Raw genomic sequence first — 16,325 nt, forward strand, 5'->3', positions numbered from 1 at the left:
CAATTATTCGGTCAGCTAAAACCAGCAATGACAAGCTGACCCAACTTGCCAGTGGATTTTACGGATAAATTCACAAAAAGTCGTATTTTTTTATATTTTTTAATTTTTTTGATTTTGGCGAGCGATCGCCCTTGCGTACGATTAGACATCTCCAAAGCTCTGTTAGAAGTCAAAACGTTCGCATCAAAAAAAATCGATGAGCAGCGATGAATGTCTGTACCGGGGAATTTTGAACGAAAATTAAACCAAAGTGAAACAAAAGTTAAACTTTTATGAAATCAAAATATATGCCCGTAGATAAGATACAAAAGCAATCTAGCAATAAAAAGTTATCTCCAGACTACTTAAATGCTAAAATAGGTCTTGATAGGGGACTAGAAAGCAACAGTTATTCCATGGCGAACAACCATCCAAACCGTACGAACAGCCAACTTAATCGAATTGTTGTACAAGTATCCGATGCCGATCTTAGACTGCTCACCATGCTTTCTAAAATTCACGGCCGCCCAGTACCCACCATTGCCGCTCAAATTCTGATGCGAGAACTTGACAAAAGCCAAGAAACCATTAGAGGAAGAGTAGAAGCCTATGCCGCCAGTTGCAATATGACGGCTAAAGAGTTGGAAGATGCTTGGATGAATGAAAGTAGAAGCTAGAGCGAGAACAACGCTCGGATAAGCCAAATCACGCTCCATGTCCATTCCATCAACAACGATATATCTCTTTCAAGTCCGCTCTATAAGCTTTTGCAAAAATCATAGAGCGCCCTTTTGGTATGCTTGTTTGTCAAAACTACAATGGTTATAGAGCTAGCAACTAGGCAGGCAGGGAACCCGATGATTGCACGAATCGAGGAACTTGCCTGTCTAGCGCTCTCTCGGGAAACTAATGGAACCGCGACCAATGAGATCGCTGGCTAGGGGGGCTGAAACTGCTTTGGAAAATAAATAGCCTTGCCCCAACAAACATCCCCACTGCTGCAATAGCGATCGCTGTTGGTGGGTTTCAATGCCTTCGGAGACGACGGCAACTCCCAAACTATTCGCCAAACTGAGAATCGACTGGGCGATCGCCCTGCCGGTCGCATCTTCTAACAAGTGGGAAATAAAAGTACGGTCAATTTTGATGGCGTTCAGGGGAAGCTCGTGCAACCGACTTAAAGACGAATATCCCGTACCAAAGTCGTCGTCGATGGAAATTCGCACGCCCAGAGATTGTAGATCTCGAAATACAGTTAAATTGTCAGCTTGTAAAAACCCTGTCTCCGTTACTTCCAAACCCAAGCACCGAGGAGATATCTGGTAAGAATTGAGTACCTCCTTTATTTTATCAGCCAATCCAGTTTCTCGCAACTGCAAAGGCGAAAGATTGACATTTAACACCAAAGATGCTGCTTGGGGAAATTGTTTTTGCCAGCAAAAGAGCTGGTAGCAAGCTTCTTGCAAGACCCATGCGCCAATTTCGTGGATGCTGCCCGTTTCTTCGGCTAGGGGAATAAACTCCGCCGGCGAAATCCAATCCCGTTGGGGATGGTACCAGCGCAACAAGGCTTCAAACCCGTACAGGGAACCGGTATCCAAATGAACGATCGGTTGGTAGTACAGGCGAAATTCGCCACGGCTGGCAGCTCCCTTAATATCCTGCTCTAAATTAAACAAAGATAGGGTACGCTCGCGAATGCGCGGGTGGAAAAAGATGTAGCCACCCCCTTGAGATTTGGCTTCGTACATGGCGGCGTCGGCATCGCGGAGCAAATCCGCTGGTTTTTGATAATCCGAAGTTCCCAACGTAATACCTATGCTGGCGCTAATGCAATATTGATGCCCTTGCAGTTGAAAAGGTTGCTGCAAAATGGTGAGAATCCATTCCGCCAAATCGGCTACTTCTTCTAGTTGGATATCCCGCAGTAAAATGGCAAATTCATCGCCGCCAAAACGTGCTACCATATCGCGATCGCGTACCACCATTTGCAGGCGTTGCCCCACCAATTTTAACAGCACATCTCCCACCAAATGTCCCAAACTGTCGTTAATTCCTTTAAACCGATCCAGGTCGATAAAGAAAATAGCATAGTTTTGCGTACTATCTTGCTCGTCAATAATTTGCTGTAGCTGGTGGTTAAAACAATCGCGGTTGGGCAAACCCGTAAGGCTATCGTGGGAAGCTTGATATTGCAGTTTTTCTTCAGCGTGTTTGCGAGCGGAAATATCTTCAATAATTCCTTCAAAATACAGAAATTCCCTAGTTTCGGAATGATATACAGCGCGCTGGCTTTCACAAATCCAAATAATGCTGCCGTCTTGGCGGTATACCTGCGATTCCAAGTTGCGTACCTCTCCCTGTTCCAGGGTCAAGCGGGTAATTTCCCGGCGGCGGTTGGGGTCTACATAAATTTGCGTGGCAATGTTGTTAATGCTGTCGATGAGCTGTTCCGGCGTATCATATCCGTACAAACGTGCCAGAAAAGGATTGGCGCTGAGGTACTTGCCTTCTAAGGAGGTTTGGAAAATCCCCTGGCTGATATTTTCAAAAATATTGCGGTATTTGCGCTCGCTGCGGTGCAAGGCTTGGCGGGAACGCTGTTTTTCTTCAGCAATGGCAATGGCACTGGCAGCAAAACGGAGTAAGTTAATTTCCTGGGGTTGCCACTTTCGCTGGCGCATACATTCGTCGAACCCCAGCATGCCAAAAAACTCCCCGTCTACGATGAGGGGAATGCACACCAGAGAAATAATATTTTGTACCCTCATAATTTGTTGCTCTTCTGGTGGCAGTTCGCTGGCATGAGAGGCGAGAACTTCTCCAGATAGAAATTTGCTGGCTGCGTAAGGATATCGCGTTTCTATTGGGATGTCTTGCAAAGCGGGGTTGTCAATTTGGGGGTGGATACCGCTGGCACACCATTCTGCTTGTTGGCTTAACAACCACTCGCCATTTTCGCCACGATGGGCGCGGAAAAAGTAAGTACGACTGGCGTTGGTGGCTTTGCCAAGAATTTCTAACACTTGTTGGTAAAGGGAGAGGGTAAGCTTTTTGCTCGTGATGAGTCGGTTTTGTACTTTCACAACGGCACTCAAATAGCGATCGCGCATTTCTAAAGCTTGGGTGGCGGCTTTGCGCGTGGTGATGTCGGTATCCGAACCAATCACGCGATCGGGGTGACCTTGCCCATCTCGGAGAAGTTTCCCCCTAGCCAGAATCCAACGCACGCTGCCGTCACGGTGGTACATGCGATGTTCCACTTCAAATGTAGAGGTTTCGCCAGCCAGATGTCGCTCGAAGGCCTGCTGTACTACCTCTAGATCCTCAGGATGAACCAGTTGAATCCAACTATCCATATGGTTGGGAATTTCAGTGTCTTGGTATCCCAACATTTGTTTTAAGTTGGGGGCAATGTAGATTTCGTTGGTATTTAAATTCCAATCCCACACCCCCACTTGAGCGCCGGCGGCGGCTAGCATGTACCGCTGTTCGCTGGCTTGCAGGGCGGCTTCCGTACGCTTGCGATCGCTAATATCCCGACAAACAAAAATCAAATCCCCACAGGGCATGCGGGTAATGGAAAGTTCTTCGGTGAAGGTGGTACCATCCCGCCGTTTGGCAGTAATTTCGCCACGCCAGCATCCTTTTTCCGCCACGGTGGGGAATATATATTGCTGAAACCGCTCGATTTCTGTTTCGTCGTATAGCTGCTGCCAGGAACTCCCCAGCAAGTCTTCGGGGCTGTTATACCCAAACAAACTAGCATGAGCTTGGTTGACGTAGCAATACTTGCTGTTGCGCAAGACCGCCATACCGTCTACGGCAGCTTCTACCACCATGGCTTGGCGGCGTACTTCGTGGCGTACTGTACTTTGTTCGATGGCGATGCCGGCGAGTTTGGTGGCAGCTTCGGTCATACGCAGTTCCCAACTAGTGGGCGATCGCGGGATGTCGGCGTAGGTGCAAAATGTCCCCAACACTTCGCCGTTTTCGGCAAAAATGGGAAACGACCAAGCGGCGCGCAAACCGTAACTCAAGGCAAGGTCGCGAAAATCTTCCCATAAGGGGTCGCTGGCAATGTCGCTGACAATAACGGGTTGGCGGCGATATACGGCGGTACCGCAACAACCTGCTTTGCTGCCAATGGTTACGCCGTCGATGGCGGCGCGGTAGCTTTCATCGATATTGGGGGCGATGTTGTTGGTTAGGCACTGGTGCTTTCGATCGAATCGTAAAATAGAATTGCGACAGCCGGGCATCAGCCGGTCCGTGCGTTCCACTAGTAAAATCAGGATATCTCGAATGGGTTGGTTGGTAGCGATCGCGGCTAAAACTTCGATCTGGTAAGCGAGAAACTGTTCCTCCCACTGGCGCGTGGTTGGTGGGGCCATTTGCCATTTGTCATGGAGAAAAACATCTTGCCCTTGGGGGGTTGCTTCTACCAACACAACCAAACAATCCTGCCACTGGTACAAACCCGAGCTCATACCCTGAAATTGGATGCTACTGCTGTTGGTTTTGAGTTGCCACTGAGTGGGATGGCTTTCTCCAGCCAAGAGGTGGTTGAGCTGGTCTGCTTGAAAACTGCTGCTGGTTTGTATCGTTGCTGTTCGATCGCTATGGTGGTTTCTATTGGCAAAATCTACTAAAGAAGAAATGCCCCACCATTGCAACGCTGCCTTATTCGCCCAAATTACTTGCTGACATTCAATATCGTATATCCAAATGGGCGATCGCAAGCGATTAAAAGCTTGTAAGTCGCTTTCGTATAAGGGTTTTATATGGTTGTGGTACAATTTAAGGTGAATTGGCTGAGTTTTTTTGCCACAGCTGTTAGCGCTGCTCATTACCCTCTATCCTCAAAGAGTGGGAATTTAAGCTATACGGATATGTGATGGCGTTGGATATTTTCCCTAGTCTAACGAAAATTCATTAGAAATGGGTTGGTTTGGAATTTCGTTTTCGATAGTAATGCAATCAAAATACTATGTCCATAAATTCTCTATAGAACTTCTGTTTAAGAGATAGCGACATGTTAAGTTATATCAACTATCTATACCAATATTCCCCAAAAATGGCGATCGCTATCAGATCGACTTAAGTGATTTCCCAGAAATTTTTTTTCCATCAAATCCCTAGGTAGGGGATATTACGGCAATATCGGGTTGTAACAATAATTTATAGTAAGACTGTTCCACGATTGTCAACTTAAAAAATAAGTAGGTACGAAACGCCATTCGCACCTACTTGCTAGTTGGCCCGAGTAATGGCCTGTTTTTGTCCAGTTGCTCTGACAGCGGTTAAAGCACCCGCAAAACACTAGGGATGCTATCGATGGGGTCAGTTTCTACCAGCTCTGCCAGTGCCTGGCGAAAATCCCCTTCGCGTACATCGTGGGTAATTACTACTATTTCCGCGATTTCTCCTTTGCGATCGATTTGCACCACCGATTCCAAACTAACGCCGAATTTGCCAAAGCAAGTTCCCACTTTGCCAATGACGCCAGGGCGATCGGGGCTCAGTACCCGTGCGTAGAATCGCGTAACCAAATCTTCCATGGGTACAATTTGGCAGGCGTGTTGGTGTTGGCAGCTCAGCAAAGGATGGGGAACGTCTACTTTGGTTCTTGGCTGTTGGTCGGGAAACTGTTGGGAGAGGGTTTGTGCTTCTAGTTCTTCTACTTTCAAGGTAGCGGCGATGTTGAGAATGTCGGCCGTTACCGCACTGGCGGTGGCACCCGCTCCTGCTCCCGGACCGGAAAAGACCACCTGTCCTAGGGGATCTCCTTCCACGACAATGGCATTGTTGACGCCATTGACGCTGGCGAGGGGATGGTCTTTGGGAACCAGGGTGGGATGAACTCGCACTTGCAAGCGATCGCGTTGGTAAGTGTCTTGGGTGGGGTCGGGTTTGGCAATGGCTAGCAGTTTCACGGCAAACCCCAAGCGATCGGCGTAGGAAATATCCGTGGCATTAATCTGGCGAATGCCTTCCCGATGCACTGCTTCCAGGTCAATTTCGCCGCTGTAGGCAAGGGAGGCCAAAATGGCAATTTTATCGGCGGCGTCGTACCCATCTACGTCGGCAGTGGGGTCGGCTTCTGCGTATCCCAACGCCTGTGCTTGCGCCAAGACTCCCTCAAAACCGGCTCCTTCGGTTTGCATGCGGCTGAGGATGTAGTTGGTGGTGCCGTTGACAATACCGGTGATGGATTGAATGCGGTTGACCACCAGGGATTGGGTTAGCGGTGCGATCGCGGGAATACCACCAGCAACGGCAGCTTCCAACAATACGTAAACGCCGGCTTCGTTGGCGGCTTGAAAGATTTCGTTGCCGTAGCGGGAAATCACGGCTTTGTTGGCGGTGACCACATGTTTGCGGTGTTCGATCGCTTTTAAAATCAGCGATCGCGCTGGTTCCAGACCGCCCAACAGTTCTACGACAATTTCGATATCGGGGTCGGTGACAATTTCGGTTAAATCGGTTTGCAACACCCCTGCCGGTAGCTGTACCTCGCGGGGTTTGTCTAACGAGTTGACCCCTACCCGATGCAGTTTTAATTCCTGCAGCAGGGGATGTCGTCCTTGCGGGTCCAGCAAAATTTTTGCCGTTCCCGTACCGACCGTTCCTAATCCCAGCAACCCAATTTTAAAAGCCACAATAGATTCCTTATGTATTCGGAGTTTTCAGCTACCGCTTCATTATATGGGAGCTTCCAGCCAACAGAAAACCGGCAGAAGGAATTGAGTGGACGGAGGCTGTATCGCCAAACCACCGAGCTGGAATCGATCGAAATGGTTTTTCAAAATAGCGATCGCTTTCAATCCCCCAAACTACTTGGAAAGGGGGCTTTAGATATCTAGAATTTTACCAGATATTTCTCTTGCCATTCTTCCTAACGCGATTGTTGTGCCAAAAAGGCTTCTTGGGCAGCTGCTTGTTCGGCGGCTTTGATGGAACGTCCCTGACCTTTGCCCAAACAGTGACCGTGCAGCCAAACTTCGGCGGTAAACCGATTGGGGTCGCCGTGAATGGGACGACTTTCTTGGATACGGTATTCTGGCAGGGCTTTGTAGTGAGCTTGGGTCCATTCTTGCAGGGCAGCTTTGTAATTCTTGCGAGCTGGATCGGCGCGGATTTCTTTGGTAAGTCGCATGAGATGGTCGTCCAGCCAAGGTCGGATGAGTTTTAGAGTACGTTTGCTTAAGTACAAAGAAGCTAAAACAGCTTCCATGGCATCGGCCATGCGGCGGGTATAACCGGTTTTATCGCCGACGGCACTGGATGAAACCAGCAAGTAGCGATCGAAACTGTAGTTTTCGGCAATTTTGGCTAAGGTGCGATCGCTGACCAATTCGGAACGCAAGGAGGAAAATTCCCCCACCGGTGCTTCGGGATAGTTTTCCCACAGGAATTCGGCTACAACCATGCGCACCACCGCGTCGCCGACGAATTCCAACCGGTCGTAGTTGGCTTCGGCGTCGAAGGAGGGGTGGGTCAAGGCCAAGTCTAGCAACGACCAATCCACCTCGGTATCCCGTGGCAATCCCAGTCGTTGCAGGAGTTTTTGCAATTGGCGTTGTCGTTGTGGAGGCAGGCTACTATCGAACATCTAGTTTGGCGATGAATATGAACTTCTCAATGGCACAGAGAATCAATTTCTTTATTGCTATATAGAGATATAAGTATTTGTACTCTCTATTTTCTCTATTCTGGACGGGATTGTCCAGTCCGGCGTAGGGGATCTGGTTGCAGTTGGTTGCTGGAACACCGGGGATGCAAGCCTTTCTGGGCGCAAATATAGGCCATTTGATTGGCGTTAAGATTTTTAACACCGGTAAAATCCACCCCAGCCAGTTTTCCAGTTGGCGACTCGACGCGCCGGATAAATTCATCTTCGGTAGGCGGTTGTGGCGGCATGAAGGTAACTCCAGCAAAATTGGCACCATCCAACTTGGCCCCCTGGAGGTTGGCGTGGCTGAGGTCAGCGTCGGTGAGGTTGGCATTTTGCAGTTGAGCGTTCGCCAAATTGGCATCTCGCAGGCGCGCGCCACTGAGGTCGGTATGGGCGAGGTTGCTGCCTTGAAAATCAGCTTCGGCAAAATCAGCACCCTGCCAGCTACTGCGAGCGAGATTGCTGCGGACAAAATTCGCCCCTTGCGCTTGTACGCGTCCGGCATTGACCCCCTGTAAGTTGGCACGGGTAAAGTCTGCGCTCACCAAATTTCCCCCTGTAAGTTTGGCATCGGTGAGGTTGGCTTGCTGAAAAGAAGCTTGCATCAGGTTTGCGTTGCTAAAATTGCTGCCAGCAAGCGCGGCTTGGTTGAGTTGAGCTTGTTTGAGGGTAGCGTCAATCCAATTGGCATTTTCCATGGAACTGTAGCTGAGAAACGCCCCCGTGAGGTCGGCTTGCATCAAATTGGCACCGCTGAGATCGGCGATGCGATCGTCAAAAGTTCCCAAGCGTTCGTCCTCGCCAGCACTGGCAAAGCGGCTGTTTTGCAACTGGGCACCGCGCAAAATGGCACTGCGCAGGTTGATGCCCGCTAAATTGTTTTGCTGTACGACCAAAGTAAAGGGGTGGGGGGATTGGGTTTTCCCCAAATTCACCTGGGAAAGGTCCACGCGGGCATAATTGCCCGTATACACCGTTAAAATTTTAGCGATCGCTCGTTTGGTAGCGCGCTGTCGTTGGGCCACCAGGCGTCGTTCTTCCGTCTCCCCCGCATAGCGTAACGAGGCCAAATCATTCTCCAAAGTGCGGTTGAGACGATGCAAATGGGGCAGTGCTTCCGGACCCCGACTTACCAAGGCTTGTTGGATGGTATCGACCAGTTCCGGTTCGGTTTCTTGCCCCAACAAATCCACCAACAGGGGAATAGCGCGGGCATCTTCCACCGCCCCCAAAGCCAAAATCGCACTGCGACGTTCTGCGGCAGCTTCCGGAGTTTTGGGCACCAGCTTATCCAACAAAGCCAAAAACATCTCATTTTCTTGCTGTTGGGAGGCACGCTGGTTGGTTTGCTGCTGGATGTATACCTGTGTCCCCACAAAAGTCGCCAAAACGGACACCATAGCCACTGCCGTGGTGCCCAACAGGGTAATCCCGGGATGGCGGACCATCCACGGCCATAGCCCGGGTTGGCTGGGTTGGGTGGGTTCTGGGGAGGATTCTCGCAGAACAATAGCTGCGATCGCGGCATCTTCGTCCATATCCGCAGTATTTTGCCATTGGGCACCGTTCCAAGCTTGCGGTTCCACGGCGGTAGGTACTGTGGGGGAAAACGTTCTCACCTGCCAGCTATCGGAGGTATCCGCTTGGGCGAGGGCGTCCAGGACGTAGGTTTCTGCCAAACGGTCGTGCAACGTCCGACGTCGGGGATGCCAGGCAGCCACTGAGGCTTCCGCTACCATTGCGATCGCGCCCAATCCCAAAAACACCGTCACATCGGGAAAAGCACCGCTGATGCGCCAAATGCCGTAGGCTAAGCCCCAAGGAAGACCCCAACGACCCACCCCCTCGCGCAAAAAAAGATGCGACCAACTGGGAACAGCACCGGTGGCGGTTACCACTTGCACGCGCAACCACTTTTTGGACCAGGTTTGCCCCGTACGCCAGAGGCCATAAAGCTGCATACCGCCGACGGCAATCGGAAACACCAATGCTGCCGACCAAAGCAAATTGGTGGCTGGCGCTACAGTAGGTTCCCTGCGATCGGGATGCCCGAATCCCCAGGCCACAACATGGTTGACCCCCTGCAAAGCGGGATTTAACGGTACGGAATCGCCGCTGTGGTTTTCAGTAATCCAAACCCCCACCTGGTAGGGAACCGCCGCACTAGCCACCACTAGGGAAACCTCCACCATCCAGGCACCACTGCGTCTCAAGACAATGGGAACTTGGCGCCATGGCCGCGGCTTGGGTTGTCTGGGGAACGACCAACCCAAGGGCAGCCACTGTTGCTGTAGCTGCCGCAGGCGGTCTTTGAGTTTTTCCCAAGTTCCCCTGGAAGAATTGTGGGCGTCGTTTGAGGTTTGGGTGTCCATAATCTCCGAATGTAGCCAATGCGATCGCGGTGCTGCCCGAGAGGAAGCCCGAAAACGAGCAGCATGCCTCTCTAGGCAGGCCTTTTGTCAAGAGGCATTGTACTACAGGCAGCTTCTCTAGGGGTGGTTGGAATTGTTCAAAAACAATTTGTAGCCCACATACAGCACTACACCGACCACAGCGACTGTCATGGCTAGGCTAATCAGGCGGAACACGATGCCCACCAGCCAAAAGCCCACCATGACACCGCCAATGCCGACGGCGGCTTTGCCCCAGTTGGGCAGCTGTTGGAATTTGAATAGCAAACGGTCGTATAGGTTGCGCATGGAAGATGGTTGGTTGTTGCTGTTGGTTTGGGAAAAGACCTCGCGGTCGATCTTGGTTTCCAGATCGCGCAGTCTTTGGCTCCAGGATTGATTGTCTTGTTGGTTCATAGAGTTTTTATCCTACCAGAGATCGACGGATGCTCTCATTAGCGATTGTAACTTTTGGGCTGGTGAATGGGGTATGGAAAGCCGCCCCCAGAAAGAAATCTTGATGTTATTTGAGTTGCCAAAGCCAGGTGACGATCGCGATCGCTGTGGTGACAATGAAGATGAGTTTGCGATTGGCGGCTTGTTTTTCTTGCTGTCTTTGTTGCCGTTCTGCTGCTAGTTTTTTTTCCATTTCGCGCAACTGTTGGGCTTGCTTTTGGGTTTGTATGGCTTGTTTTTCTTTCTCTTTGCTGGCGGCTAGAAATTCATAGTCGTCGCTGCTGAGTTCTTTCCCCGTCGCCCAGGCTTGGGCTTCTTGCAAAGCACGACCGCACAGCAATCTGGATGGGTCTTTTTTGTGGGCGGCTATCCAGTTGTCAAGGGCTTCTTGATAGGGGCGGCGCGCGGCGATTTGTTGGCGCACCCATTGATGGTTGAAAACGGCTTGATAAATGGGATTTTTGATTTGCAAAATGCCTTGGCGCGCTACCAATAAACCGGATAAAATCAGTTCGCTATGTTCCGGGCGATCGCAAAGTGGCACGGTTTTTCCCTGGAGAATTTTTTGGTAGGTTTGTAACATGAAATTGCTGTAGTGGGGATGGTATAGTAAGCGATCGCGAATGGTTTTTAAATGTTCCGGTTGGTCGCGAACTTCCCAGCTATCCACCAAGCCATGGCGTACCAAATTATTTACCCAAGCGTTTTCCTGTTCGGGTGAAAATTGGCCGGTGGTTGGCATGGTGGCTTCCCCGACTACCAACTGACATAATTTTTGAGTTAAAAAAGGCTGACCGTGGGTCCAAGCTAAAATGTTTCGCATAACCATTTGCGGGTCTCTAACCTTTCCCTGCAAACCTGCCTGCAGGCATCCTACTTGAGACAGTTGAAAATCGGGGAGGTGAATGGCTTTGCCAATGTTAAATGGCGTGCGGTTGGGGTCGTGGATGAGTTGGTTGGGGGTGGCGACGCCAAAAATCGCAAAAGTAATACGTTTGTAAGTGGAATCGAGGGAACGTCGGTTGTAGCAAAAGCGAATCAGAGCAAAAAAGTCATCCGTGGGAAACGGCAGACCGAGAACGCTGTCGATTTCGTCGATAAAAATAATAATGCGATCGCTGGGGGGAGGGGAATCGCTACGGCTGTGGCTGGGAACTTGCACCAGGAGAATATCTTCGATAAAATGGCTCAGACGTTGCAGGAAAGGAATTTCATCGGTTTCCTGCCACCAAGATTTTAAATTGACTGTCTCCAACAGGTGCAGGCTGCGCCACAGTTCCGTGACCACACCTTTGTACCATTGTAGGGGACTGACATTGTTGCTACCAATGCGGGTCATATCTAGGGTAACGCAGCGAAATCCTTCTGCTTGCAGCCGCGATCGCGTGCGTACCAGTAGGGATGATTTTCCAGTTTGACGGCATGTCAAAACGTAGCAAAATTCCCCTTGTTGTAAACTTTGGTATAACTCTTCGTCAGCCTCGCGTTCCACATAAGTGGCAGCGTCGCTGTTTAAACTCCCTCCCACTTGATATCGATATGCTGGCATTTGGATTTCCCAATTGTTTGAAAGATGGTATCGTTTGTGACTACAACATGCTGGCGCTATATATCTATTATGTCTCCCTTGTATCGGGAAGGACATGGCTTAAGATTGGCTATTATAATAAAAATTACAGGTATCGCTGAGGGTAACGCGATCGCGCCCTTGGCTTTTAGAAGCATATAAAGCGCGATCGGCCGCTTGCACCACGGTAAAGGCATCGAACTTCGCATCGGCTACCGCGGAAGCCACCCCCAAACTCAGGGTAACAATTGCTGCGCCGTAGGGAACGCTTTCGTGAGCAATAGCCAGCGATCGCACCCGGTGGCGAACTTTTTGGGCCACTTCCTGCGCTCCTTTGGCATCGGTTTGTGGTAGGATAATGGTAAACTCCTCCCCACCATAGCGCGCCACCAAGTCGCTAGAGCGTTGCGTCGTTTCTTCAATCGCTTTGGCAATTTGCTGCAGGCACAGGTCGCCTCGCTGATGTCCGTAGGTATCGTTGTAGGATTTGAAACGATCCACATCGCACATCACAATGGCTATAGGCGTTTTGTCTTGGGCGGAACGCTGCCATTCCCGGGATAAATATTCTTCAAAACAGCGGCGATTGGCAACTTGGGTCAGTTCATCTACCCGAACCAGATTTTGCAGCGTGCGATTGGCTTTTTCAAGTTCTTCTAGCTTGCGATTGATGCTGTCGCTTTCTAAATTTTGTTTAGCAAAATACTGCCGGTACAGCTCGCAACTGGGTTGGGCGTACGACCCCTGTAACGTTACCACTCCCATACTCTCCAGTTGATACGCTGCAATGGGTTCCAGGGGAACCGGTTCTGATGAAGTTACCACTCGTTTGAGGGTTCTTGCCAGTTGCGGACGTTCGCGTAAAATCGAAAGAAATCCACGCAAGCGATCGCGGTAGATTCCTGCTTCCGTAGCCGCCGTTTTCATTAACGCTTCAAAGTCCAGATGTCCTTGATACAAACAATACAAAGCCAACCGAATGCGATAGGGATGCCCTCCCACCAGTTCCATCAGCCGCTCTACCCGCTGGCGGCATTGCCGGCTGTTCCAACTCAGTCCCTGACGGGCCACCAAATCTTCCACTTGTTCCGGAGTAAACTCCGGTAAAGTCAGCGGCAACCCCACATTAAAGGGCGATTGGTGTAAGTTAAGGGGAATGTATACTTCCGTAGAATGAACTACCACCAGCCGCATTTTTTGCAGGGGAGGGCTTTGTTTGGCTTCTTCGTGCCAGGAACGCAACAGCGGCAAAAATTCCTGGGCAATATCTGGATATTCAAAAACGCGGTTGACTTCGTTGAGGGTCAAACACAGAGGTGCGTCAAGATTGGCAAGCAAATACCCTTGCAGGTAAAGGGTACAGCTAATTTTGCTACCAATATCTTCATCCCAGTATTCGTTGAGTTGGATAGGTATTTGCAGCTGGTGGCTGATATTGGCACAAAACCAACGCAAAAATTTATCTAAATCCCGGAAAATGGCTTTGTCTGCTTGGTGGAAATCCAAACATGCCGTGTAATATCCCAACCAGCGCGCGCGATCGAGAATGCGTATCAGTAAAGAACTCTTACCAGTCTGCCTCGGTGCTTTAATACGGGTGACGCTGCCTGGTTTTTCTATTTCAGCATAGGCCATCTCCTCTAAAGGAGGCCGTTCTATATACAGAGGGCAATCTATAGGCACGGGACCTTCTGGAAAGTCCGAATGGTTTTGATATGCAAATGGATGCATTCCCTTATATGTGTGCGAGCAGTCGCTGGGCATGATGTTTTGTATGGGTTTGTTGGTGAAATTTCAAGAAATCTTGCTAGTACAACGAATACCAGCTAGCGCAAACAGGCAAACTCATGTCTATGTTTTCAAGAATTCTCCATTACCAAAAGTTTCCAACAACAGCTAAAAGAATGCTACGGGAGCTCCGGGTGTTTACTTTCTATTTTAGGGAAAATTTGGCGTGCTGGAAAACCTTTTTCGGGAGAAAGGGGCCAAAAATTTAGCAAAATTTTAACTGTCGTTGTATAGTTTTTGGAAGATTGGTGGTAAACCACCCACAGATGGAGAAGGTTTTCTGGTACAGCCAGTCGCAGTTATGCTGGAGGAGCTAGGTGGAGGCATGGATTTTTTATTTTCTCGAATCTTCATTGTTAATGCCACTGCGGATAATCCAGTAGCTCAGGGTGAGGGTAAAAACCGCGATCGCCAATCCAATCAAATCTACCCCAGAATCCTTTTTAAAATCAAACAGCACAATTTTTCGCGAAACCGCAATGAGAGAAGTTCCAATGGCTAACTCCAGCTGGATGTAATGCTGGCGTAAATAGGCGGTGATATTCTCCATAATTTCCAAAGCAATGAGAATATTTAAAAACAAGCCAAAAATGGGAAATAGAGTGTCCGTAAGCGACCCCAACGGTCGGGAAAGCAACTGTTGGGTTAAAGCCACCACCAAATCCACCACAGCCACCAGCAAAAAAATTACCATCACGATGGTCAAAAATTTAGAAAGCTGACCCTCCAGCTGTTCGATGCGGTGGAGAAATTGTTCGTCTTGCAGTTCTTTGAGCAAACGCCGCCAAAATTGTTTCAATCGCACAATCCTTCCCCACGCGATTTCGCCAAACCCAGATTTTGATTCTACCGTACGGTGGTTGCCGCCGCTTCCTGACAGGTTTTTCTATCAAAACCGCTTAAATCCTGGGAATCCTTCGTATACCATAGGGGGGAATCTGGAATTCATCAACGAGCAAAACGGCTTTCTACACTATGAGCATCGCAACCTCCAAACCTCCCAAAATTAAATTCGGTACCGATGGTTGGCGCGGTATTATTGCCGATGACTTTACCTTTGCCAACGTTCGTAAAGTCACCCGCGCGATCGCAAGCTACCTGGAAACCGCCTACAGTCAAGACAAACCCGTCTTAATTAGCTACGATCCCCGCTTTCTAGCCGACGAATTTGCCCAAACCGCAGCCCAAGTACTTGCGGAACAAGGGTGGTCAGTGAAAATGGTACAGCGGGATTGCCCAACGCCGGTGATTGCCTATAATGTCCAGCAAATGGATACCGCCGGAGCGTTGATGTTCACCGCCAGCCACAATCCAGCTACCTATTGTGGAATTAAGTATATCCCCGATTATGCTGGACCTGCTACCACAGAAATTACCGATACCATTGTGGCGAATATTGACACCGCCAGCGATGCACCGGTGGGGCGGGATTATGCCGATCGAATTTCCCGGTTCGACCCCAAAAACAGCTACCTGCAATTTCTCTATACCCGCCTGGATGTGGCCAAAATTCGCAGTGCCAAGTTGAAAGTCAAATACGATGCCTTGTATTCTACCACCAGGGGCTATCTCGACGAGGCATTGGCGCACTGCGGCTGTCAGGTGGAATCTTTTCATACCCACCGCGATGTTTTGTTTGGCGGCGGCATGCCGGAACCCAAAGCGGAACAGTTGCAAGAGTTGGTGGCAGCGGTCAAGCAAGATCGAGCGGATTTGGGCTTGGCAACCGATGGCGATGGCGATCGCTTTGGGGTGGTTGACGAACAGGGCAATGTCTTGACCCCCAATACTATTTTGCTGCTGCTGGCGCGCCATTTGGTGAAAAATAAAGGGCTAACCGGCGCGATCGTACGTACGGTGGCAACCACCCATCTGTTGGATAGTTGGGCGGCTAAATACGGCTTGCCTACCTACGAAACTGCGGTAGGATTTAAATACGTAGGTGCCAAAATGCGGGAAACCGATGTGCTGATCGGCGGTGAAGAATCCGGCGGTTTGAGCGTTCTCGGTCACATTCCGGAGAAAGATGGCATTCTGGCAGATTTGCTGATTGCGGAAGCTATGGCCTATGAGGGTAAACCCCTCAGCCAGTTGGTGGAAGAAGCGATCGCAGAAGCCAACGGACCGGTGTACAACCAGCGGTTGGATTTGCATCTAGAAGAAGAACGCAAGCAAGCAATTTTAGAGCAATTTGGCAACCATCCTCCCCAGGAAATTGCTGGCATCGGCGTGAAAGAAGTGGGACGTAAAGATGGTACCAAACTCTATCTGGAAGATGGCGGTTGGATTTTGCTGCGTCCTTCCGGAACCGAACCGTTAATGCGGGTGTATCTGGAAACTACTTCTGAAGAGAAACAGAGACAGCTGAGTGCCTACATGCAGGAGGCCCTGCAAAAGCAATAAGATTGTTTCTTTAAAATCCTGCTAGAAATTGCCCTCGGACCCCCCTTTCATACCCAATCCGATG

Annotated in this window: 11 protein-coding genes; 2 read left to right on the forward strand and 9 right to left on the reverse strand. The window is 49.8% G+C overall.

What is annotated here, in order from left to right:
• Positions 1-11: 11 nt before the first annotated feature.
• Positions 12-149: a hypothetical protein gene (locus AS151_RS22090; RefSeq protein WP_170861372.1), complete on the reverse strand. Its 138-nt coding sequence runs from the start codon at positions 147-149 to the stop codon at positions 12-14.
• A gap of 123 nt (positions 150-272) precedes the next feature.
• On the opposite strand from AS151_RS22090, the gene AS151_RS10955 reads away from it, so the two are divergent.
• Positions 273-656 carry a hypothetical protein gene (locus AS151_RS10955; protein ID WP_071517096.1) on the forward strand — a complete coding sequence of 128 codons (384 nt, stop codon included), beginning with the start codon at positions 273-275 and terminating at the stop codon, positions 654-656.
• 210 nt (positions 657-866) lie between these two features.
• On the opposite strand, the gene AS151_RS10960 is transcribed toward AS151_RS10955, so the two are convergent.
• The 8 genes from AS151_RS10960 to AS151_RS11000 all read right to left on the reverse strand — a co-directional run bounded on the left by AS151_RS10960 (position 867) and on the right by AS151_RS11000 (position 14,663).
• The gene (locus AS151_RS10960; protein WP_071517097.1) at positions 867-4,829 is read right to left on the reverse strand and encodes an EAL domain-containing protein; all 3,963 of its coding nucleotides are present in this window, start codon (positions 4,827-4,829) and stop codon (positions 867-869) included.
• Positions 4,830-5,282: 453 nt separating this feature from the next.
• Positions 5,283-6,641 carry a homoserine dehydrogenase gene (locus AS151_RS10965; protein WP_071517098.1) on the reverse strand — a complete coding sequence of 453 codons (1,359 nt, stop codon included), beginning with the start codon at positions 6,639-6,641 and terminating at the stop codon, positions 5,283-5,285.
• A 236-nt stretch (positions 6,642-6,877) separates the two neighbouring features.
• The gene (rnc, locus tag AS151_RS10975) at positions 6,878-7,594 is read right to left on the reverse strand and encodes a ribonuclease III (protein WP_071517100.1); all 717 of its coding nucleotides are present in this window, start codon (positions 7,592-7,594) and stop codon (positions 6,878-6,880) included.
• Positions 7,595-7,689: 95 nt separating this feature from the next.
• Positions 7,690-10,029, reverse strand: a complete 2,340-nt coding sequence (locus AS151_RS10980) for a pentapeptide repeat-containing protein (RefSeq protein WP_084639520.1) — start codon at positions 10,027-10,029, stop codon at positions 7,690-7,692.
• Positions 10,030-10,146: 117 nt separating this feature from the next.
• The gene (locus tag AS151_RS10985) at positions 10,147-10,464 is read right to left on the reverse strand and encodes a hypothetical protein (RefSeq protein ID WP_071517101.1); all 318 of its coding nucleotides are present in this window, start codon (positions 10,462-10,464) and stop codon (positions 10,147-10,149) included.
• Between the two features lie 106 nt (positions 10,465-10,570).
• Complete coding sequence (locus AS151_RS10990; RefSeq protein WP_071517102.1) at positions 10,571-12,052, reverse strand: AAA-like domain-containing protein; 1,482 nt, start codon at positions 12,050-12,052, stop codon at positions 10,571-10,573.
• A 99-nt stretch (positions 12,053-12,151) separates the two neighbouring features.
• Positions 12,152-13,801, reverse strand: a complete 1,650-nt coding sequence (locus AS151_RS10995; protein WP_071517103.1) for an AAA-like domain-containing protein — start codon at positions 13,799-13,801, stop codon at positions 12,152-12,154.
• Positions 13,802-14,192: 391 nt separating this feature from the next.
• On the reverse strand, positions 14,193-14,663 hold the full coding sequence (locus tag AS151_RS11000; RefSeq protein ID WP_343327429.1) for a phosphate-starvation-inducible PsiE family protein: 471 nt from the start codon (positions 14,661-14,663) through the stop codon (positions 14,193-14,195).
• Positions 14,664-14,833: 170 nt separating this feature from the next.
• Between AS151_RS11000 and AS151_RS11005 the strand changes: the two genes are divergently transcribed.
• On the forward strand, positions 14,834-16,261 hold the full coding sequence (locus tag AS151_RS11005) for a phosphoglucomutase/phosphomannomutase family protein (protein ID WP_071517104.1): 1,428 nt from the start codon (positions 14,834-14,836) through the stop codon (positions 16,259-16,261).
• The last annotated feature ends 64 nt before the right edge of the window (positions 16,262-16,325 follow it).

This window comes from Geitlerinema sp. PCC 9228 (genome assembly GCF_001870905.1).
GTDB lineage: Bacteria > Cyanobacteriota > Cyanobacteriia > Cyanobacteriales > PCC-9228 > PCC-9228.